Source organism: Cyanobium sp. NS01 (genome assembly GCF_014280235.1).
Taxonomy (GTDB): Bacteria; Cyanobacteriota; Cyanobacteriia; order PCC-6307; family Cyanobiaceae; genus NIES-981.
On the sequence record NZ_CP047940.1, the window covers coordinates 1282618 to 1300942 of the forward strand.

Annotated in this window: 22 protein-coding genes; 7 read left to right on the plus strand and 15 right to left on the minus strand. The window is 68.8% G+C overall.

Annotation, left to right across the window (positions count from 1 at the left end):
* Positions 1 to 2 precede the first annotated feature (2 nt).
* Positions 3 to 1565, plus strand: a complete 1563-nt coding sequence (locus tag CyaNS01_RS06630) for a YcjF family protein (protein ID WP_186699808.1) — start codon at positions 3 to 5, stop codon at positions 1563 to 1565.
* Here the strand turns inward: CyaNS01_RS06630 and CyaNS01_RS06635 are convergent.
* The gene (locus tag CyaNS01_RS06635; protein WP_225875869.1) at positions 1501 to 1749 is read right to left on the minus strand and encodes a hypothetical protein; all 249 of its coding nucleotides are present in this window, start codon (positions 1747 to 1749) and stop codon (positions 1501 to 1503) included. The genes CyaNS01_RS06630 and CyaNS01_RS06635 overlap by 65 nt on opposite strands.
* Positions 1746 to 3185 (minus strand): pyridoxal-dependent decarboxylase, encoded by a 1440-nt coding sequence (locus tag CyaNS01_RS06640; protein WP_225875870.1) that lies wholly within the window; start codon positions 3183 to 3185, stop codon positions 1746 to 1748. Before CyaNS01_RS06640 ends, CyaNS01_RS06635 begins: the two co-directional genes overlap by 4 nt.
* 77 nt (positions 3186 to 3262) lie before the next feature.
* On the opposite strand from CyaNS01_RS06640, the gene CyaNS01_RS06645 reads away from it, so the two are divergent.
* Positions 3263 to 3847, plus strand: a complete 585-nt coding sequence (locus CyaNS01_RS06645) for a nucleoside deaminase (RefSeq protein ID WP_225875871.1) — start codon at positions 3263 to 3265, stop codon at positions 3845 to 3847.
* On the opposite strand, the gene CyaNS01_RS06650 is transcribed toward CyaNS01_RS06645, so the two are convergent.
* Positions 3738 to 4931: an alanine--glyoxylate aminotransferase family protein gene (locus CyaNS01_RS06650; RefSeq protein WP_186699812.1), complete on the minus strand. Its 1194-nt coding sequence runs from the start codon at positions 4929 to 4931 to the stop codon at positions 3738 to 3740. The genes CyaNS01_RS06645 and CyaNS01_RS06650 overlap by 110 nt on opposite strands.
* A 100-nt stretch (positions 4932 to 5031) precedes the next feature.
* Entirely contained in the window at positions 5032 to 5562 is a 531-nt protein-coding gene (locus CyaNS01_RS06655; protein WP_186699813.1) for an allophycocyanin subunit beta, read from the minus strand.
* A gap of 208 nt (positions 5563 to 5770) precedes the next feature.
* On the opposite strand from CyaNS01_RS06655, the gene glnA reads away from it, so the two are divergent.
* Positions 5771 to 7189: a type I glutamate--ammonia ligase gene (gene glnA, locus CyaNS01_RS06660; RefSeq protein WP_186699815.1), complete on the plus strand. Its 1419-nt coding sequence runs from the start codon at positions 5771 to 5773 to the stop codon at positions 7187 to 7189.
* Here the strand turns inward: glnA and CyaNS01_RS06665 are convergent.
* From CyaNS01_RS06665 to CyaNS01_RS06675, 3 genes are all read right to left on the minus strand, one after another.
* On the minus strand, positions 7177 to 7440 hold the full coding sequence (locus CyaNS01_RS06665; protein ID WP_225875872.1) for a hypothetical protein: 264 nt from the start codon (positions 7438 to 7440) through the stop codon (positions 7177 to 7179). The two genes, glnA and CyaNS01_RS06665, sit on opposite strands and share 13 nt — an antisense overlap.
* A gap of 75 nt (positions 7441 to 7515) precedes the next feature.
* The gene (locus CyaNS01_RS06670) at positions 7516 to 8544 is read right to left on the minus strand and encodes an FkbM family methyltransferase (protein ID WP_186699816.1); all 1029 of its coding nucleotides are present in this window, start codon (positions 8542 to 8544) and stop codon (positions 7516 to 7518) included.
* Positions 8545 to 8597: 53 nt separating this feature from the next.
* Positions 8598 to 8882: a hypothetical protein gene (locus CyaNS01_RS06675; protein ID WP_186699818.1), complete on the minus strand. Its 285-nt coding sequence runs from the start codon at positions 8880 to 8882 to the stop codon at positions 8598 to 8600.
* Positions 8883 to 8932: 50 nt separating this feature from the next.
* On the opposite strand from CyaNS01_RS06675, the gene CyaNS01_RS06680 reads away from it, so the two are divergent.
* Positions 8933 to 9271, plus strand: a complete 339-nt coding sequence (locus CyaNS01_RS06680) for a DUF6439 family protein (RefSeq protein ID WP_222934206.1) — start codon at positions 8933 to 8935, stop codon at positions 9269 to 9271.
* On the opposite strand, the gene CyaNS01_RS06685 is transcribed toward CyaNS01_RS06680, so the two are convergent.
* Together CyaNS01_RS06685 and CyaNS01_RS06690 are read right to left on the minus strand one after the other, a co-directional pair.
* Entirely contained in the window at positions 9237 to 9674 is a 438-nt protein-coding gene (locus CyaNS01_RS06685) for an ATP-binding protein (RefSeq protein WP_186699820.1), read from the minus strand. The genes CyaNS01_RS06680 and CyaNS01_RS06685 overlap by 35 nt on opposite strands.
* A 67-nt stretch (positions 9675 to 9741) precedes the next feature.
* A complete protein-coding gene (locus tag CyaNS01_RS06690) occupies positions 9742 to 10464 on the minus strand; it encodes a GUN4 domain-containing protein (protein WP_186699821.1) in 723 nt (240 codons plus the stop codon).
* Positions 10465 to 10595: 131 nt separating this feature from the next.
* Here CyaNS01_RS06690 and psb28 point away from each other — a divergent pair, with 131 nt between their 5' ends.
* Genes psb28 through CyaNS01_RS06705 form a run of 3 tightly spaced genes read left to right on the plus strand, consistent with a single transcriptional unit; the run spans position 10596 to position 13121 of the window.
* Positions 10596 to 10994, plus strand: a complete 399-nt coding sequence (psb28, locus tag CyaNS01_RS06695; protein ID WP_186699823.1) for a photosystem II reaction center protein Psb28 — start codon at positions 10596 to 10598, stop codon at positions 10992 to 10994.
* 4 nt (positions 10995 to 10998) lie between these two features.
* Positions 10999 to 12057 carry an AI-2E family transporter gene (locus tag CyaNS01_RS06700; RefSeq protein ID WP_186699825.1) on the plus strand — a complete coding sequence of 353 codons (1059 nt, stop codon included), beginning with the start codon at positions 10999 to 11001 and terminating at the stop codon, positions 12055 to 12057.
* 59 nt (positions 12058 to 12116) lie between these two features.
* Positions 12117 to 13121, plus strand: a complete 1005-nt coding sequence (locus CyaNS01_RS06705) for an AI-2E family transporter (protein WP_186700423.1) — start codon at positions 12117 to 12119, stop codon at positions 13119 to 13121.
* 7 nt (positions 13122 to 13128) lie between these two features.
* On the opposite strand, the gene CyaNS01_RS06710 is transcribed toward CyaNS01_RS06705, so the two are convergent.
* The 6 genes from CyaNS01_RS06710 to ispE form a co-directional block, all read right to left on the minus strand.
* Complete coding sequence (locus CyaNS01_RS06710; protein ID WP_186699827.1) at positions 13129 to 13314, minus strand: hypothetical protein; 186 nt, start codon at positions 13312 to 13314, stop codon at positions 13129 to 13131.
* 28 nt (positions 13315 to 13342) lie between these two features.
* Positions 13343 to 14305, minus strand: coding sequence for a protein translocase subunit SecF (gene secF, locus CyaNS01_RS06715; RefSeq protein WP_186699829.1), 963 nt, complete (start codon positions 14303 to 14305; stop codon positions 13343 to 13345).
* A gap of 37 nt (positions 14306 to 14342) precedes the next feature.
* The gene (gene secD / locus CyaNS01_RS06720; protein WP_186699830.1) at positions 14343 to 15863 is read right to left on the minus strand and encodes a protein translocase subunit SecD; all 1521 of its coding nucleotides are present in this window, start codon (positions 15861 to 15863) and stop codon (positions 14343 to 14345) included.
* A gap of 1 nt (position 15864) precedes the next feature.
* Positions 15865 to 16848 (minus strand): pyruvate dehydrogenase complex E1 component subunit beta, encoded by a 984-nt coding sequence (locus CyaNS01_RS06725; RefSeq protein ID WP_186699832.1) that lies wholly within the window; start codon positions 16846 to 16848, stop codon positions 15865 to 15867.
* Positions 16849 to 17018: 170 nt separating this feature from the next.
* Positions 17019 to 17390 carry a DUF3082 domain-containing protein gene (locus tag CyaNS01_RS06730; RefSeq protein ID WP_186699834.1) on the minus strand — a complete coding sequence of 124 codons (372 nt, stop codon included), beginning with the start codon at positions 17388 to 17390 and terminating at the stop codon, positions 17019 to 17021.
* On the minus strand, positions 17387 to 18322 hold the full coding sequence (ispE, locus tag CyaNS01_RS06735; RefSeq protein WP_186699835.1) for a 4-(cytidine 5'-diphospho)-2-C-methyl-D-erythritol kinase: 936 nt from the start codon (positions 18320 to 18322) through the stop codon (positions 17387 to 17389). The genes CyaNS01_RS06730 and ispE overlap by 4 nt, the downstream gene beginning before the upstream one ends.
* Between the last annotated feature and the right edge of the window lie 3 nt (positions 18323 to 18325).

Here is an 18325-nt window from a genome sequence, read left to right on the forward strand (position 1 = left end):
CGGTGAAACAGCGCACCCGCCTCTGGATCGCCGCCGGCCTGCTGCTGCTGGCGCTGGTGGTGGTGGGGGTGGTGCTGCAGGCCATCAACCAGCTGGTGTGGCAGCTGAGTGCCGTGCTGCCCTACGGCCTGGTGGGGCCGGTGGTGGCCGTGCTGCTGCTGGCGCTGGCCCTGCTGCTGGCGCAGCTGGCCTGGCCCTGGCTGCGGGGGCTGGGCCGGGGCGGGGCTCGCGGGCCCGGCCAGGCCGCCGGCGCCCGCCCCCCTGCTGAGCCGCCGGGCAACCGCCGCGAAGCCGCAGCCCGCCAGCTGGAAGCAATCGATCAGACCCTCGAGCGCGTGCGCGACGCGGTGGAGCGCCAGGCCCTCCAGGACCGTCAACAGCGCATGGCCGCTGAGCTGGAGCGGGGTGACCTGGTGATCGTGGTGTTCGGCAGCGGCTCCTGCGGCAAGACCTCCCTGATCCGGGCCCTGTTGCGGCAGCTGGTGGGGGAGGTGGGGGCGCCGATGGGGGTCACCGAGCGCAGCAGCCGTTACCGGCTGCGCCTGCAGGGCCTGCGGCGGGCCGTGTGGCTCGTGGACACCCCCGGGATCCTGGAAGCGGGGGATGCCGGCCAGCAACGCGAGCGGCTGGCCCGGACCCAGGCCAGCCGCGCCGATCTGCTGCTGCTGCTGGTGGATGGCGACCTGCGGGCCACGGAGTTCCAGGTGCTGGAAACCCTGGCCGGCCTGGGCAAGCGCCTGTTGCTGGTGCTCAACAAGTGCGATTTGCGCGGCGAGCAGGAGGAGCAGCGCCTGCTCGCCCTGCTGCGCCGCCGCTGCAGCGCCCTGCTCGCGCCAGAGGATGTGCTGCCGGCCAGCGCTGCTCCCCAGAGCGTGCCGATGCCAGGGGGACGGCCGCTGCAGCCCGCCCCGGAGGTGGCGGCCCTGTTGCGGCGGCTCGCCGCCGTGCTCCACGCCGAGGGGGAGGAACTGATTGCCGACAACCTGCTGCTGCAGTGCCGGCAGCTGGGCGAGGCCAGCCGCCAGCTGCTGGCAGAACAGCGCCGGGCTGACGCCGACGCCGTGGTGGAGCGTTACAGCTGGATCGGTGCCGCGGTGCTGGCGGTGACGCCCCTGCCGGGAGTCGATCTGCTCGGCGCGGCGGCCGTGAATGCCCAGATGGTGGTGGAGATCGCCAAGGTCTACGGGGTGAATCTCAGCCGCCAGAACGCCCAGGAGCTGGCCCTGTCGGTGGGCCGCACCCTGGCGGGTCTGGGACTGGTGAAGGGGGGCGTGAGCCTGGTGAGTGCGGCCCTGAGCCTGTCGCTGCCGGCCCTGGTGGTGAGCCGGGCGATCCAGGCGGTGAGTGCGGCCTGGCTGACGCGGGTGGCCGGCCAGAGTTTCATCACCTACTTCGAGCGGGACCAGGACTGGGGCGACGGCGGCATGCAGGAGGTGGTGCAGCGCCACTACGACCTGGGCCGTCGCGACGGCGACCTGCGCCGCTTCCTGGCCGAGGCCTTCAGGCGTGTGGTGGAACCCCTGCGGCAGCAGGAGCGGCAGTTGCCCCCCAGACCCGGGGCGTGAGGCCGGCGGCCGGCCTCGAAGCGCCGACGCTGCCGAACCCCAGGGCCTCCGGCGGGGGCGGCTGCAAGGGGCCCCGGCTGTCGAGCACCAGGATCAGGCCCAGGTAGAGCACGGCCACCAGGATCGAGATCGCCCCGGTGATGATCGCCACCCACTTGGAGCGCGGACTGGGGTCAGGGGTCATCGGCTGGTCCGCGACAGGTGGCCCGAACGGACCGGCAGGGAGGCGGCCACCACGGCCCTGAGCCGCTGCAGCTCAGCCCCAGTGGTGTGGGGATTACCCAGCACGGCCTTGAGGTGATGGCGACCGCCGTGCAGGGGCCGCGACAGCATCAGCTGCTGCTCCAGCAGACGGTGCCGCGTGGTGAGGCTCCAGGTCTCGGCGGCGCTGGCCTCCGCGCCGCGCAGCGTGAAGGCCAGCAGGTGAAACCTCCCCTGCAGCAGCTCCAGGGCGGGAAGGCTGCCCAGCAGTTCCACCAGCTGCCGGCGGCGCTGGATCGCGCCGTCCAGAACCGCCTCGATGCCGTCGAGGCCCAGTTGCCGCAGGCCCAGCCAGAGCTTGAGCACGTCGGCGGGGCGGGTGCCCTGCAGGCCGCACTCGCCGCCGTGGCCGCCGCCCCAGCTCGGCTCCATGTAGGGCAGGCCGGTGCCGAAGGCCTGCTCGAGGGCCTCGGGCCGGCGCAGCAGCAAAAGGGAGGAGGTCTTGGTGATGCCGAGCAGCTTCTGGGGGTTGATCGTGACGGAATCCGCCAGCGCCAGCCCCTCCACCCGGTGCCGATGGCGGGGACTGAGGCCGAACACGGCTCCGATCGCCCCATCCACGTGCAGCCAGTGGCCGTGGCGGCGGCAGAGCGCCGCACTGCGGGCCAGGGGATCGACGCTGCCGCGCACGGTGGTGCCGGCGGTGGCCACCACGGCGATCACCGGGATCCCCTGGGCCGCCAGGTGCTGCAGGGTGTGATCGAGGGCGGCGGGGTCCATGCCGCCGTCGGCGGCCGTGGGCACGGCCCACAGGGCCGCCGGCGGCAGGCCCATCACGGTGAGCGCCTTGTTGAGGGACACATGGCCATCGGCACTGGCCACCACCACAGCATCAGCGCGGCAGCCGAGGCCAGCCTGCTGGCGCGCGGTGACCAGGGCCATCAGGTTGGCCAGGGTGCCGCCGCTGGCCGCCACGCCACCACTGCCGGGGCCGAGGCCCAGCTGCTCGGCGAGCCAGGAGGCCAGGTGGCGCTCCAGGCGAGACAGGCTGGGGGAGAGCTCCTCGGCCAGCAGGTTGTTGTTGAGGCCGGCGCAGATCAGGTCGGCCGCGATCGAGGCGGGCAGGGGCGGCGGATCGAGGTGGGCCAGGGCGCCGGGGTGGGCAGGGTTGTAGGCGCCGTCCATCACCAGCTGAAGATCGGCCAGCAGCCGCGCGTTCGCCAGACCGCCCTGCTCGGGTTCGACGCCGGGCAGCACGCTCAGCGCCGGCAGGGGCCCTCGGCTGGACGCACTGGCCAGCCAGGCGCACAACTGCTGCGAGGCCTGCTCCAGAAACTCCTGCAGGCGCTGATCGAGCTGGTGCGGGCTGGCGAAGGGCAGGGGCGGAATCGCCCTCGGGGCTGGTGGCGCGCTAGCCAACGGCGGACGATCGGATCGTGCCATTCTCACCTGCAGGCTCGCGGAGCCACAAGCAACCAGGGCCTGCGGGAGCAGCAATGGCCAGCAGCGCCAGCCACGACGCCCCCGGCGACATGCGGGTGCACTACAGCTTCTGGATGGAGCGCCTGCTGCGCTGCGCCGGCCGCCTCGGGGCCAGCGGCGAAATTCCGGTGGCGGCGGTGGTGCTCGATGCCGGCGGGCGTTGCATCGGCTGGGGGGGCAACCGCCGCCACCACCGCCAGGATCCCCTCGGCCATGCGGAGCTGGTGGCGATTGCCCAGGCCAGCCGCCTGCTGGGCGATTGGCGAATGAACCAGTGCACCCTGCTGGTGACCCTCGAGCCCTGCCCCATGTGTGCCGGAGCCCTGGTGCAGGCCCGCCTCGGCACCCTGGTGTACGCCGCCCCAGACCCCAAGCGCGGTGGGGTGGGAGGAGCCCTGGATCTGGTGCGCCATCCCAGTGCCCACCATCACATGCGCGTGGTGGCCGGCGTGGAGGCCGAAGCTGCCGGCCGCCAGCTTCGGCACTGGTTCAGACAGCGACGGCAGCCGGCCGATCCGATGCCGCACCAGGATGGAAGGCTGGCAGTTCGGTGCGGAACAGCTCCAGCAGGCGATCCACGTTTTCCGGCTGACTGTTGAAGCCCATCAGCCCGATCCGCCACACCTTGCCGGCCAGGGCACCGAGACCACCACCGACCTCGATGCCATGGGCGTTGAGCAGGTGCAGGCAGAAGGCCTTGCCATCCACGCCCTCGGGGATGCGCACCGTGGTGAGGGTGGGCAGACGCAGGTGCTCAGGGGCATGCAGGGAGAGGCCCAGATCTTCCAGGCCGGCCCAGAGCCGCTCGGCGTTGCGGCGGTGGCGGGCCCAGGCCTGCTCCAGCCCCTCCTCGGCCAGCAGCCGCAGGGCCTCGCGCATGCCGAAGTTCATGTTCACCGGAGCGGTGTGGTGATACACCCGGTCGCTGCCCCAGTAGCGGTTCAGCAGGGTGACATCGAGATACCAGTTGGGCACCTTGCCCTGGCGGGCTGCCATCTTGGCTTCAGCCCGGGGCCCCATCGTGAACGGACCCAGCCCGGGAGGGCAGCTGAGACCCTTCTGGCTGCAGCTGTAGGCCAGATCCACCTTCCAGTCATCGAGGTACACGGGCACGGCACCAAGCGAGGTGACCGTGTCCAGCAGCAGCAGGCAGTCGTGGGAACGGCAGAGGTCGCCGATGCCATCCATCGGCTGGCAGATGCCCGTGGAGGTCTCGGCATGCACCATGGCCAGCACCGCCGGCCTGTGCAGCTTCACGGCCGCCTCGATCTCCTCGTAGGTGAAGGCCTCACCCCAGGGCCGCTCGATCGTCACCACCTCGGCGCGGTAGCGACTGGCCATGTCCACCAGCCGCAGGCCGAAGTAGCCCTTCACGGCCACCAGCACCTTGTCACCCGGCTCGAGGGTGTTGGCCAGGGTGGCCTCCATGGCGGCGCTGCCCGTGCCGCTCATGGGGATGGTGAGCCGGTTGTCGGTCTGCCAGGCGTAGCGCAGCAGCTCCTGCACCTCACCCATCAGCTCCACGTACAGCGGATCGAGGTGGCCGATCGGCGTACGGGCCAGGGCCTGCAGCACCGTGGGGTGGGCATTGGAGGGCCCTGGGCCAAGCAACAGACGATCGGGCGTGGCAATGGGCCCGAGCGCACGGCGATGGGCGTTGTTGACGGAGGGCAGCGCAGACAAGGGGCCGGGGGAGGAAAAGGTGAACGTTCGGACTCAGATCCTGACAGTCAGCCTACGAAGCACCACCGCAGGCCAACCGTCAGGAGGATGTCGGGAGGATTCAGCGGGCGCGCACGTTGCTGGCACCCAGCCCACGGCAGAGGTGCTCGAAGGGCGGGCGCACCACGGCGGCCAGGGCCGAGGGGTCAGCGTTGGCTTCGGCGGCCAGCAGCTCGCACACCACATCGCCCATCAGCGCAATGCTGCGCACCGTGGGGCCGGTAGGCACCCCGAGGCTCTTGTAGGTGTCGTCGAGGCCGTTGAGCACCCGCTCGTTGAGGATCGAGGCATCAGCGGCCACCAGGGCATAGCTGGCGTAGCGCAGGAAATAGTCCATGTCCCGCAGGCAGGCCGAGAGGCGGCGGGAGGTGTAGGCGTTGCCACCGGGCAGGATCAGCTCGGGGTCATCGAGCCAGAGCCGCTGGGAGGCCTCGCGCACGATGGCGGCGGCCTCGCGGTTGATCAGCTCCACGGCCCGCAGCCGCAGGGCCGATTCGGCGAAGTAGGCATTGATGCGATCGATCGCATCCCGGTCGAGGTAGCGGCCCAGCTGGTCGTAGAGGCCGATCAGACCGGTGATGGCATCGCGCATGGTTCGAAAAGTTCGACGCACCTGCGGCGGAAGCTAGCACTCATGACTGGCCAGAACCCAGGCGTAGGGCGCGATCTGGCCGATCTGAGAGAAACAGTTACGCAAGCAGGCCTGGAACTTCGGTAGCAAGCGCTACAGGTTGACGGTTGGCGGGCTCCCTACCTTCCGGCCACGCCGCCAAGGGCCGGCACCACCCCTGCATTGCTCCATGGCCAAAACCGCTCAGGACGTCCTGCGTCAGATCCAGGACGACGGCATTGAGTTGATCGACCTCAAGTTCGTTGACCTGCATGGCAAGTGGCAACACCTCACTGTCCACAGGGATCTGATCGACGAGGACGCCTTCACCAGTGGGGTGGCATTCGACGGCTCATCCATCCGCGGCTGGAAGGCCATCAATGAGTCGGACATGGCGATGGTGCCTGACCCGGCCACGGCCTGGATCGACCCCTTCTACAGCCACAAGACCCTCAGCCTGATCTGCTCGATCCAGGAGCCGCGCAGCGGTGAGCCCTACGGGCGCTGCCCGCGCGCCCTGGCCCAGAAGGCGCTCGAGTATCTGGGCTCCACCGGCATCGCCGACATGGCCTACTTCGGGCCCGAGCCGGAGTTTTTCGTGTTCGACGATGTGCGCTTCAACTCCGGCAACGGCAGCAGCTTCTACAGCGTCGATTCGATCGAGGCTCCCTGGAACAGTAACCGTCAGGAGGAAGGGGGCAACCTGGCCTACAAAATCGCCCTGAAAGAGGGTTACTTCCCGGTTGGTCCCAACGACACGATGCAGGACATGCGCAGCGAAATGCTGCTCACCATGGCCAGTCTGGGGGTGCCGATCGAGAAACAGCACCATGAGGTGGCCACGGCGCAGCACGAGCTCGGCATGAAGTTCGCCGAGTTGATCCGTGCCGCAGACAACGTGATGATCTACAAGTACGTGGTGCGCAACGTTGCCAAGAAATACGGCAAGACAGCCACCTTCATGCCCAAACCGGTGTTCGCCGACAACGGCAGCGGCATGCATGTGCACCAGAGCCTCTGGAAGGGAGGCGATCCCCTGTTCTTCGGTGAAGGCACCTACGCCAACCTCTCCCAGACGGCCCGCTGGTACATCGGTGGCCTGCTGAAGCACGCCCCCAGTTTCCTCGCCTTCACCAATCCCACCACCAATAGCTACAAGCGTCTGGTGCCCGGTTTCGAGGCACCGGTGAACCTGGTCTATTCCCAGGGCAACCGCTCAGCAGCCGTGCGGATTCCGCTGACCGGCCCGAGCCCCAGGGCCAAGCGCCTGGAGTTCCGCTCCGGCGATGCCCTCTCCAATCCCTACCTGGGCTTTGCGGCGATGTTGATGGCCGGCATCGACGGTATCAAGAACCAGATCGACCCCGGCGACGGCACCGACCTGGACCTGTTCGAGCTCAGCGCTGAGGAGCTGGCGCGGATCTCCACGGTGCCGGCCTCCCTGAATGGGGCGCTCGAAGCCCTCGATGCCGACAAGCACTACCTGATGGAGGGTGGCGTGTTCAGCGCCGACTTCCTCAGCAACTGGATCGATCTCAAATACGAGGAGGTGCAGCAGCTGCGCCAGCGGCCCCATCCCCACGAGTTCGTGATGTACTACGACGCGTGAGGGCGGATCTGGGCCAGGGCGCTGTCGTGCAGATGCTTCTGATGGGCGTGGCGGGTGGCCCAGGCCCTGAGCTGATGCGCCGCATCAGCGGTGGGGTTGAGCTCGGGATGGCGGCTGATCTGGGCCAGCTCGGCGTCATGGCGACGCCGTTCGCGGCTGTGCTGCTGGGCCCAGGCCAGGAAGGTGGGATCGGGTCGGGGCCCGCCAGGCGTCCTCAGTGGCAGCGGGATCGGCAGGGGACGGGCAGCCATGACGTCTCTTGGAGGGTTTCGTGGCATCGAGTCTCGCCCAGGTCTGTAGCCATCAATACCAACGCCGGTTTTCCTTCACAGTTCGTGGCTGGCTGAGCCCTGGCCTGAGCCGGGGGCCAGGGCAGGGGCGGGATCTCTCGGCATGGTTTCCCCGTTGGCCCTGACCGCCGAGAGGCGACCGGCCAGCCGGGCATTGGCAGGGTGAAGCCGGTGGCCACGTTCGAGAACGCCCGCTGCCTCCAGAGGGCGACCCTGGGACTCCAGCAGGGCGGCCAACTCCAGGAAGCCGCGGGGGTGGGGCCTGGCCTTCGAGAAGATCACGGCGTAGAGCCTGGCGATCCCCTGCTCCGGATCGTGCAGCACGCCCGCCTGAATGCGGGCCAGGTGCAGACGGCCGCGCTCGTCATCGAGGCGCCTCAGCAACCGCGTGGGCCAGCCGCGGAAACGGGACGCCGTGTTCACGTACCAGTCGTCGTGACCACTGAGCTGCTTGAACACCCGGCGGAATCCCTGTTGCTGCATCAGCCGCAGGATCTTTTTCCGCTCCGGCGAGAAGTTGTGCTCGATCGTGAAGCAACGGAAGCGATAGCGATCCAGGGGGAGATGGCTGAGCACCATCAGCTCGGCCCCCTCCACATCCAGGGAGAAATAGTCGATCACTTTGGGGGCGTTGTGCCGATCCAGCAGGTCTCCCAAGGTGATCGTGGGAACCTCGATCGTGTCGGTGAAACCGGAACGGGGCTCCATCACCCGGCGCTCGCCCGTGGCGTCCAGGCCGCCGTAGAGGCCGTTGCAGGCAAAGCTCAGCGTGTCGCCGCTGCGGGAATAGAGGGCCTCAGCCACCACCGGAATCGAACGCCGGGCCTCAGCATCGCGCCGCAACAGGGGATTGGGCTCTCCTCCCAGACCCTTCCAGCCCATGATCTCAAGCAGCAGGGTGTTGGAGAGGCGACTGCCGTTAGCGAGGCCGAATTCGAGGAAATAGCCTGGCTTGGGACCCTGGCAATAGAGAGCAAACAGATCCTGCAGGCTCTGGGAATTGGTGAGCTGCTGAAAGGGCTCACAGAACTGCAGAAATCGATCCCGGGAATCGAACAGTCCCATCCCAAGCCGCCGCTCTGTCTGCGGCGCAGAAACTAGCACTGAGGCACAGCCTTTCAGCTCTTCAACCACCAGGCCAGCAGCAAGCCGGGGGTGCCCCAGCGCCACAGGCGCCAGAACCACACCTCCATGCGCTGGGGCGAGGCCAGCTCCCCCGGCAGGGGATCCAGCAGGCGCTGAGCCAGGGCCAGCCGCTGCCGCTGGCGGCGCTGCCGAACGCCGCTGACCCGCGCCGCCATGGCCGCCAGGGTCAGCAGGCCATCGAGATGGTGCAGCAGGGCCACGGGTCGCCGAGGCCCATGGGCGCCGCGGCGGCGCAGACGGTGAGGCGGAGTCCGCATCGGTGGTTCCAGCCCAGGTGCGCGGCAGAAGCGTCAGGATGGTTCAGCCGATGCAGTTTCGTCCAGTGGACACGGCTTCAACACGGCCCTCTGGGGTTTCGTCGACCACTGCAGGCGCTGGCTGGCCCGACGGGGCCGCCGACCAGGCCCGCTGCCTGCATCGCTCGCTCACGATCGGTGACCGCGACTGGCACGCCCTCAAGACTCAGCGCTGCCGCCGCGGCGCCGAACAGCTGGCCGCCGCCCTCGTGCAGCTCACCAGCTGCGATGATCCCGGCAGCCGTCAGAGCACGCCGGCCAGGCAGGAGGCCCTCGCCCTGGTGGAGCACGCCCTGCTCTGGTTGAGGGCCGAGATCAGCGATCCAGGCTGCCCCAGCCACGGGCGCTGAGCGCCGGCCGCAGCCGCTCGCGCCTCACGGCCAGCTGCAAGCGGTTGCCGCGCGGACTCCAGCGCACGTCGTCAAAACAGTGGTGAATCAGGAACAGGCCCCGGCCATCGCAGGAGTCCAGGGCCAGGGGCAGCTGGCAGCAGCGCGCCGATTCAGGCACCCCAGGGCCCTCGTCCTGCACCTGCCACACCACCCAGCGGGGTGTCTCGATCCGGCGAATGCGCAGACACTTGGCCGGATCACAGCCATTGCCATGGCGCACGGCATTCACCAGAGCCTCCTGCAGCCCCAGCTGCAGCTCGGCCTGCAGCTGGAGGCAGCGCACAGGTTCCAGCAGCAACTCCACCAGAGGCGCCAGCTGCAGTGTGGAGGGAGTGATGAAATCAGACCAGCGAAGCGCCATCAACCGCAGGTTCTTGGCCTTGGATTGACCCTAGATGGCAGGGGGGTGGTGCAACAGGCCTGGGGCGTCATCGGTTGATGCGTTGTTGCAGGGCCGGCTGGTTCAGCAGCGCATCCATCAGGCGCACCCCTCGCAACTGGTTCACCAGGGGCATGTGGCCCTCAGGAGCGTCGATGGTCCAGGCGAAGGAGCCTGGATAGCGGGTCCAGCGCCCGTCCTGCTTCCAGCCCAGACGGGGCCAGAGCTGCTCCCACCGCCCCTGGCAAGCCTGCAGCAGTCGGCCCTGCACCGAGAAACCGAAGCGCCCGCGCGAATAGCAGACCCAGAGACGATCGAGCGCTTCGAGATCTGGAGCCGGCATGGCAGGCACCTCGCTGTAATAGACGTAGCCACGGGTCACCGCGGCGGCGCCGGCCAGCTCCCGCAGGATGGCACTGGTGAGGCGATCGGCCTCCTCAAAGGCCATCCGGGCCAGCTGCAGCTGCAAGGGGGCGTAGTCGATGCCTGCGGCACTGGACGTGGCCAGCCAGCCCTGGGGATGGAGGTCCAGAAAGGCCTGGGCCTCGGCGCTGGGGGTCTCCAGCAGCAACTGAATCAGGGCGCCGGCAGCCCAGTCGTCGCCTGTGGCATCCAGGCCGGCCAGGTGATCGGCCAGCAGCGGCCGCAGTTCTGCGACCCGCTGCTGGACGGGGCCCAGCAGGGCGCGGCGCTGCCGGGCCGTGGCCGCCTGGAAGCGCTGGAGCAGATCCTCAGGGCTGACGTTGGCGGAAACCGGTGCGCCGGAGAGCATGGATTGAGCGTGTCTGAGCAGGGCCCGCTGGTTCCACTATGTCAGGCGGCAGCGAGGCCAGGAGACAGGTTGAGCGCCATGGTGGGGCCATTCCAGGGCCACTGCCTAGGATTGACCTTTGCCTCTTCCCCATGGGTGCAGCCATTCAGTTCTTCCGTGGTGTGGATGAACCGGTCGTGCCCGACATTCGGCTGACGCGCTCCCGGGACGGGCGCACCGGCCAGGCGATGTTCGTGTTCGAGGAGCCCCAGGCCCTGGCCCCGGAAACCATGGGAGACATCACCGGCATGTTCCTGGTGGATGAGGAGGGGGAGATGGTGACCCGGGAGGTCAAGGCGCGCTTCGTGAACGGCAAGGCCAGCGCCCTCGAGGCCACCTACACCTGGAAGACCACCGCCGATTTCGAGCGGTTCATGCGCTTTGCCCAGCGCTATGCGGACAGCCACGAGCTGGGCTTCTCGAGCGGGGGCGGCGCTGAGCCCGCCGCTGACCAGGGCGAAGCCGCCAGCGACGCCCCCAGCGAGGACTGAGACCTTGCGGTTCGGCCAATGGCTCGGCCTGCTGGCCCTGGTGGCAGCCCTGACCCTGCTCTGGACCCTGCGCCAGAGCCTGCTCACCCTGTTCGCGGCCGTGGTGGTGGCCATGGCCCTCTGCACCCTGATCGGCTGGATGCGGCAGCGGCTGGGATGCGGCCGTCCCCTCGCCGTGGTGCTCAGCCTCGGCCTGGTGTCGGTGGTGCTGGCGGTGCTGGCCACGGCCGTGATCCCGCCCTTCGTCGAGCAGTTCGGGGAACTGGTGTCAAAGCTGCCCGCAGCGGCCACCACCCTGCTGAATCTCACCCGCGACCTGATCTCCCGGGCCAGCCAGATGCTCTACGGCCGCAGTGATGGCGGCCTGGACTGGTTGCGCGAGGGTCTGTTCAGCGGCGGTGAACCCAGCAACCTCAGGGGTGGAGCCCTGCAGCTGCTGGGCCTGGCCGGCGGCCTGGGCACGGGCCTGCTGCAGCTGCTGTTCGTGGTGGCTGTGGCCCTGATGATCACCCTGCAGCCCCTGGCCTATCGGGAGATCGCCGTGCTGCTGGTGCCCTCCTTCTACAGGCGGCGGTTTCGCAAGGTGCTGGTGAGCTGCGGCGATGCCCTCAGCGGCTGGATGGTGGGCGTGCTGATCAGCTCCCTGTGCGTGGGGGTGCTGGCGGCGATCGGCCTGAGCCTGCTGGGGGTGAAGCTGGTGGCCGCCAATGCGGTGCTGGCGGGGCTGCTGAACATCATTCCCAACATCGGCCCCACGCTCAGCACCGTGTTCCCGATGTCGGTGGCGCTGCTGGACAGCCCCATCAAGGCCCTGGCCGTGCTGCTGCTCTATGTGGCGGTGCAGAACCTGGAGAGCTATCTGATCACCCCTTCGGTGATGCAGCACCAGCTCAATCTGCTGCCCGGCCTCACCCTCACGGCCCAGCTGCTGTTCACCGTGGTGTTCGGCCCGCTCGGGCTGCTGCTGGCCCTGCCCCTGGCGGTGTGCCTCCAGGTGGTGGTGAAGGAGGTGCTGATCCACGATGTGCTCGACCGCTGGAAGCGGCCGCCCCTGGCCAGCTGATGGCAGCCGTGCCTCCTGCCCACCCGCCCAGGAGTCCGCGCCGCCGGCCCAGCACGGGACTGGATGGACGCACTGTGCTGGGCGTGCTGGTGCTGGTGCTGCTGGCCATGCTCACCTGGGCCCTGCGCTGGGTGTTGCTGGTGCTGTTCGGCGCCGTGGTGCTGGCGGTGTCGCTGGATGTGCCCACCACACTGCTGATGCGGCGGCTGCGCCTGCAGCGCACCCAGGCCCTGGCCCTGGTGATCGCCATCCTGCTGGTGCTTGGCGCCTGGCTCACCCAGCAGCTGCTGCCGGAGCTGCTGGGCCAGATCAGCCAGCTGGGCCAACTGATCCCGGAGGTGGGGGCTCGGCTGGCCGAGCTGATCGCCCGGGTGACCTGGCTGCCCAGGCTCGACCAGACCCTGGAGCGGCTCAACAGCTGGGAGGGCCTGCAGCCATTGGGCGCCCAGCTGCTCGGCGTGGCAGGGGGAGCCGCCAACAGCACGGTGCAGCTGCTGCTGATGGTGCTGCTGGCGATTCTGCTGGCCCTCGACCCCCGGCACCACCGACAGCTGGTGGTGGCGATCACTCCGGCCAAGTGGCGCCCGCAGATGGTGCAGCTGCTCGAGGAGTGCCGCGAGGCCCTGGGGGGCTGGCTGGCGGGCATGACCCTCTCGGCGGTGACGGTGTTTCTGCTCACCTGGGCCGGCCTGAGCCTGCTGCAGGTGCCCCTGGCCCTGCTCAGCTCCCTGGTGTGCGGCCTGCTCACCTTCGTGCCCACGATCGGCCCCACCGCCGCCACCCTGCTGCCACTGGCCGTGGCGCTGCTGGTGTCGCCCACCAAGGTGCTGCAGGTGCTGGTGCTGCGCCTGGTGCTGCAGAACGGCGAGGCCTTCCTGCTCACCCCGATCCTGCTCAGCCGCACGGTGAATCTGCTGCCCACCGTGGCCCTGATGGCCCAGCTCAGCCTGGGCACCCTGCTGGGCCTGCCGGGGGTGCTGCTGGCCCTGCCGCTGGTGGTGGTGCTCCAGGTGATCTTCAGCACCGTGGTGGTGCAGCGGGTGATGGACCGCTGGACCAGCTGAGCCCGGCTCAGCGGTAACGGCGCCAGAGGTCCGGAAGCAGCAGCAGCACCAGCACCGCCAGGGCGTGATGCACCACGGTGTTCCAGAGGGTGGTGAAGGTGAAGTGGTCGGCCAGCAGGCGCAGATCGAAGCGCAGATCCACCAGGGCAAGCAGGCCCAGCAGGATCGGCAGGGCCGGAATCGGGCGCTTCAAGGCAGGGAGCTCATGGGGGGGATGGCTCTCAGGACTTCGCCAGCACGGGGAGCAGGGTCGGCGCCACCGCCACGCTCGACCAGGCGCCCACCAGCACGCCCACGCTGAGGGCCACGGCGAACCAGAACAGGGTGCTGCCACCGAAGAGAATCAGGGCCACCAACGGCAACAGGGTGGTGAAGGTGGTGTAAATGGAGCGGGTGAGGGTGGCGGACACGGCGGCATCGGCCTGATCGGCCAGGGGCAACTCCTTGAGCTGACCCCGTTTTTCGCGGATGCGATCGAAGATCACCACGGTGTCGTTCACCGAATAGCCGGCAATGGTGAGCAGGGCCACCGCAAACAGGCTGTTCACCTCCACCCCGGCCAGCAGCCCCAGCCAGGCGAACACCCCGCAGGTGATCAGCACGTCATGGCCCAGACAGAGCAGGGCCAGCAGGGCAAACAGGCGGTCGTAGCGGAAGGTGATGTAGGCGGAGATGCCCACGAAGCTCACGGCCAGGGAGATCAGGCTGGCCCGCAGCAGTCGGGCGCCGAGGGTGGGGCCGATCGTCTCCACGGCGAGACCGGCTGGATCGGTGGGGCCCAGCAGGGACTGCAGACCATCCACCACGGCCTGGCCCTGGGCGGCACTGAGGCTGGGCAGGCGCAGCAGCACCTGCTCTCCGCCATCGAGAAGCTGCACAGAGGAGCCCCCCAGGCTGGGGGGCCGAGCCCCGTCGTCTTCAACGGGCAGGGTGAGGCCTTCCAGCCGCACTTCCACCGCGTCGCTGCCGAGCTCAGCGCAGCGCTCTCCACAGAGTCGGGCAATCTGGATCTGGGTGCCGCCGGTGAAATCCAGGCCGAGGCGCAAGGGCGCGCCGATGCTGGGCGCCCTCCAGGAGAGTCCGAGACCGAGCAGGCTCAGCGCCAGGGCCACGGCGGAGATGGCCCAGAACTGGCGGCGGCGGCGGTTGACCCGCACACCCAGCAGGCTGCTCAGAAGAGTCATCGGCGCCAAGGGAACAACACGGAGCGGGGCAGGGAGATCAGGAGGTGGCCGCGGGCAGCTGGATCCGCGGCAGGAAGTAGCTGGGCCGGCGCAGGGCCGGATAGCTCATCAGCAGCCGCAGCAGCGTACGGGTGCAGGTGAAGGCACTGAACAGGCTGAGCAGCACGCCGATGCCCAGGGTCACGGCGAAGCCCTTGACGAAGCCCGTGCCCAGGGCAAACAGGGCCACGCAGCTGATCAGGGTGGTGAGCTGGCCATCCAGGATCGAGGAAAAGGCGAGGCTGAAGCCGGTTTCGATCGAGCGGATCAAGGTGCTGCCCGAGCGCAGCTCGTCCTTGATCCGCTCAAAGATCAGCACGTTGGCGTCCACCGCCATCCCGAGGGAGAGGATGAAGCCGGCGATGCCCGGCAGGGTCAGCGTCACGGGGATCAGGGCATAGAGCGCCAGGTTGAACAGGGCGTAGAGGCTCAGGGCCAGCACGGCCACCACTCCGGCCAACCGGTACACCAGCACCATGAACACCGCCACCAGTGCCAGGCCCAGCAGGGCGGCCACCAGGCTGGAGCGGATGTTGTCGGCGCCGAGCGAGGGACCGACGGTACGCACCTCCACGACCCGAATCGGCAGGGGCAGCGAGCCGCCGCGCAGCTGCACCTCGAGATCCCGCGCCTCTTCGGCCGTGAAGTTGCCGGTGATGCTGGCGGCCCCGCCGGCGATGCCGGCGGCCTGGAACTCGGGCCCCACGCTGGCCTCACTGATCGAACGGCCATCCAGCACGATGCCGAGCAGGCGCCCCGTGCCGGCGATGTTGCGGGTCAGGTTGGCGAACTGTTCACCACCGGTCTGGGTGAAGCTGAGCGTCACCTCCCAGCCACTGCCGCTCTGCTGCTGCTGGCGTCCGGCCGTGACCAGCTCCTTGCCCGTGAAGGCGGCGGGCTCGTAGAGCGCCACGATCTGGGTGTTCACCGCGTCGAGCAGCAGCTCCAACTGGTCGATCTCGCTGGCGCCAGCGGGCACGGCGATGTCGAGCTGTCGCAGGGCCTGGGCCAGCTGGTCTTCAGGAAAATCGGCGGGGGGCTGGGCGGCCTCGTTATCAGCGCCGGCCGCAGCGGGGTTGTTGAGGGCGCTGCGACGCTGGCGCTCAAGGTTCAGCACGGCCTCGGCCTGGCGCTTGAGGCTCAGCAGCCCCTGCATCTCCTGTTCGGTGCCGGCCCGCTGGGCGCGGAATTCCAGCAGGGCAGTGGAGCCCAGCACCTTGGCGGCCCGGCTGGGGTCCTGCTCACCGGGAAGTTGCAGCACCAGCTGGTCGTTGCCCACGGTCTGCAGGGTGGACTCGGCCACGCCGAGGCCGTTGATGCGGCGCTCCAGCACCTCCTTCACCGCTTCGAGCTGTTCCTGATCCACCGACGTGATCGCGCCGGCGGGCATCACCTGCAGGGTCAGCTGGCTACCGCCGCGCAGGTCGAGGCCCAGCTGCAGCGGGAAGGTGACGAGCAGGGCCGAGGCGGCGATCGCCAGGGCCAGGATCAGGGCGAACCACCCCTGTTGTCGTGCCATCTCAGAACGACCCGCTGGTGAGGTCCTGGGCGGCTTTGACGATCTGATGGGGCTGGATGATCGTGAGGTTTTCGAGCCCGCCGTTGTACGGGGTGGGGATGTCCTGGGAGGAGAGCCGCAGCGGCCGGGCGTCGAGGTCGTCGAAGCAGTGCTCGGTGATCAGGGCCAGCAGCTCGGCGCCGATGCCGCCGGTCTTCATGCATTCCTCCACCACGATCACCTTGTGGGTCTTGCGGATCGAACGGGCGATGGTGGCCATGTCGAAGGGCTTGAGGCTGACCAGGTCGATCAGCTCCACATCGATCCCCTCAGCCTCGAGCTGTTGCACGGCCTTGAGACAGTGCTGCCGCATGCGCGAATAGGTGAGGATCGTCACATCGCTGCCCTCGCGCACCACCTCGGCCTGATCGAGGGCGCAGATGTAATCGCCTTCGGGAATGTCTTCGCTGAGGTTGTAGAGCAGCACGTGCTCAAAGAAGAGCACCGGGTTGTTGTCACGGATCGCCGCCTTCATCAGCCCCTTGGCATTGGTGGGCGTGCTCACCGCCACGATCTTGATGCCCGGAACGGCATGGAAGTAGGCCTCGAGCCGCTGGCTGTGCTCAGCGCCGAGCTGGCGGCCGACGCCGCCGGGTCCGCGCACCACGGCCGGAATCGTGTAGTTACCGCCGCTGGTGTAACGCAGCATCCCCATGTTGTTGGAGATCTGGTTGAAGGCCAGCAGCAGGAAGCCCATGTTCATGCCCTCCACGATCGGCCGCAGGCCGGTCATGGCAGCCCCCACGGCCATGCCGGTGAAGCTGTTCTCGGCGATCGGGGTGTCCAGCACCCGCAGCTCGCCGTACTTCTCGTAGAGGTCCTTGGTCACCTTGTAGGAGCCGCCGTACTGGCCCACGTCCTCCCCCATCACGCAGACATAGGGATCGCGGGCCATCTCCTCGTCGATGGCTTCGCGGAGAGCGTTGAACAGCAGCGTTTCGGCCACGCGTTGGCAAGCACCGACTGGGCGCCAACCTATCTCAGCCTCAGGCGCATCTCGGCCTGAAGCGCTCAGCCGCCAGCGGCAAAGGTGCTGAGGATCAGCACCGAAAGCAACATGCCCGGCAGCAGCAGGGTGACCAGCAGGCCCAGATCGTGCAGTGTCATGACGGCAGGCTAGGTGGCCTCCTCCGCTTCGGTGTCGCCGCTGTGAGCGGATGGGGATCCAGGCGCCAGGCTGCGCACGAACACCAGGCCCAGACCCAGGGCGATGAAGCCGAAGGTGAAGGTGGCCAGGAAGCTCATGCCGATGATCAGCGTCTTGAGCGCCGTGGCGATGCTCTGGGCGATGGCGGAGTCGTAGTGGGGCGGGTGGGCGCCGTAGTACAGCACCACGCGCTGGCTCAGGCCCAGGGTGAGCCAGCCCAGCATCCCTGCCGTCAGAGATCCCGATAGAAAACTGAGGGGCCCCTTGCGGGGTCTCTCGCTGGGGGCCTCTGAGGAGGCACCGGCGGGGCCGTCGTTGGATGGGGAAGGGAGCTCAGTCACGCCTCCAGGCTGACACCTTGCGGCCGCAGGGGGCAGGTCCAGCTGTCGAATCCAGCGGCGGCGAGATCGGAGGCAAGGCTGGCCTGGCTGCGGCGGGCCGCCTCCAGATCGGCGAACAGGGCGAACAGGCTGGGCCCGGAGCCGCTCATCGCCACGGCCAGGGCCGCGTCGGCGCGGCGAAGCAGGGCCAGCCCCTGGCGCACCGTGGCTTCGGCAGGTTCCACCACCGCCTGCAGATCGTTGCGCAGGGGCGGCAGCGCCTCCAGACCCTGCAGGGCCCGCAGCAATGGCCCCTGCCGCAGGGCCTGGCGCCGCTGCTCGAAGGCCGCTTCGCCCTCCAGGTAGCTCGCCTGCCGCTGCTGGCGGCTCTGCCGGTAGGCCCAGGGGGTGCTGACGCTGGCGGCCGGATGCTTGAGCAGCAGCACGGCCCAACCGCCACCCCGGGGCGCCGGCTGGGCTTCGAGCCGCTCCCCCCGCCCGAAGCAGAGCTGGGTGCCGCCGCCGATGCAGAAGGGCATGTCGGAGCCCAGCTCGGCCGCCATCAGCGCCAGCTCAGCCTCGCTGTAGCCCAGACCCCAGAGATGGTTCAACCCCACCAGGGCGGCGGCGCCATTGCTGGAGCCCCCCGCCAGGCCGGCTCCCACGGGGATGCGCTTGTCGAGGTGCAGGTGAGCGCCGAGCTCGGGCAGTCCTGCCCGGGCCTTGAGCAGCTCAGCCGCCCTCACGATCAGGTTGGCGCCGTCCGTGGGCAGGCTGGGGTTGTCGCAGCTCAGCTGAATCCGGCCATCGGCGCTGGGACTGAGCCGCAGCCGATCGAGCAGCGCGATGGTCTGCATCACCATGGCCAGCTCGTGGAAGCCGTCGCCGCGCAGGCCGAGCACCTCCAGATGCAGGTTGATCTTGGCCGGGGACCACACGATCAGTTCAGCCATGGC

Bases quoted from the DNA above. Each gene is read 5' to 3' on its own strand.
- CyaNS01_RS06635 (WP_225875869.1), bottom strand. From the start codon at position 1,749: ATGACCCCTGACCCCAGTCCGCGCTCCAAGTGGGTGGCGATCATCACC.
- CyaNS01_RS06645 (WP_225875871.1), top strand. From the start codon at position 3,263: ATGGCCAGCAGCGCCAGCCACGACGCCCCCGGCGACATGCGGGTGCAC.
- psb28 (WP_186699823.1), top strand. From the start codon at position 10,596: ATGGGTGCAGCCATTCAGTTCTTCCGTGGTGTGGATGAACCGGTCGTG.
- CyaNS01_RS06685 (WP_186699820.1), bottom strand. From the start codon at position 9,674: ATGGCGCTTCGCTGGTCTGATTTCATCACTCCCTCCACACTGCAGCTG.
- CyaNS01_RS06680 (WP_222934206.1), top strand. From the start codon at position 8,933: ATGCAGTTTCGTCCAGTGGACACGGCTTCAACACGGCCCTCTGGGGTT.
- CyaNS01_RS06665 (WP_225875872.1), bottom strand. From the start codon at position 7,440: ATGGCTGCCCGTCCCCTGCCGATCCCGCTGCCACTGAGGACGCCTGGC.
- secF (WP_186699829.1), bottom strand. From the start codon at position 14,305: ATGACTCTTCTGAGCAGCCTGCTGGGTGTGCGGGTCAACCGCCGCCGC.
- ispE (WP_186699835.1), bottom strand. From the start codon at position 18,322: ATGGCTGAACTGATCGTGTGGTCCCCGGCCAAGATCAACCTGCATCTG.
- CyaNS01_RS06690 (WP_186699821.1), bottom strand. From the start codon at position 10,464: ATGCTCTCCGGCGCACCGGTTTCCGCCAACGTCAGCCCTGAGGATCTG.
- CyaNS01_RS06675 (WP_186699818.1), bottom strand. From the start codon at position 8,882: ATGCGGACTCCGCCTCACCGTCTGCGCCGCCGCGGCGCCCATGGGCCT.
- CyaNS01_RS06655 (WP_186699813.1), bottom strand. From the start codon at position 5,562: ATGCGCGATGCCATCACCGGTCTGATCGGCCTCTACGACCAGCTGGGC.
- glnA (WP_186699815.1), top strand. From the start codon at position 5,771: ATGGCCAAAACCGCTCAGGACGTCCTGCGTCAGATCCAGGACGACGGC.
- CyaNS01_RS06670 (WP_186699816.1), bottom strand. From the start codon at position 8,544: ATGGGACTGTTCGATTCCCGGGATCGATTTCTGCAGTTCTGTGAGCCC.
- secD (WP_186699830.1), bottom strand. From the start codon at position 15,863: ATGGCACGACAACAGGGGTGGTTCGCCCTGATCCTGGCCCTGGCGATC.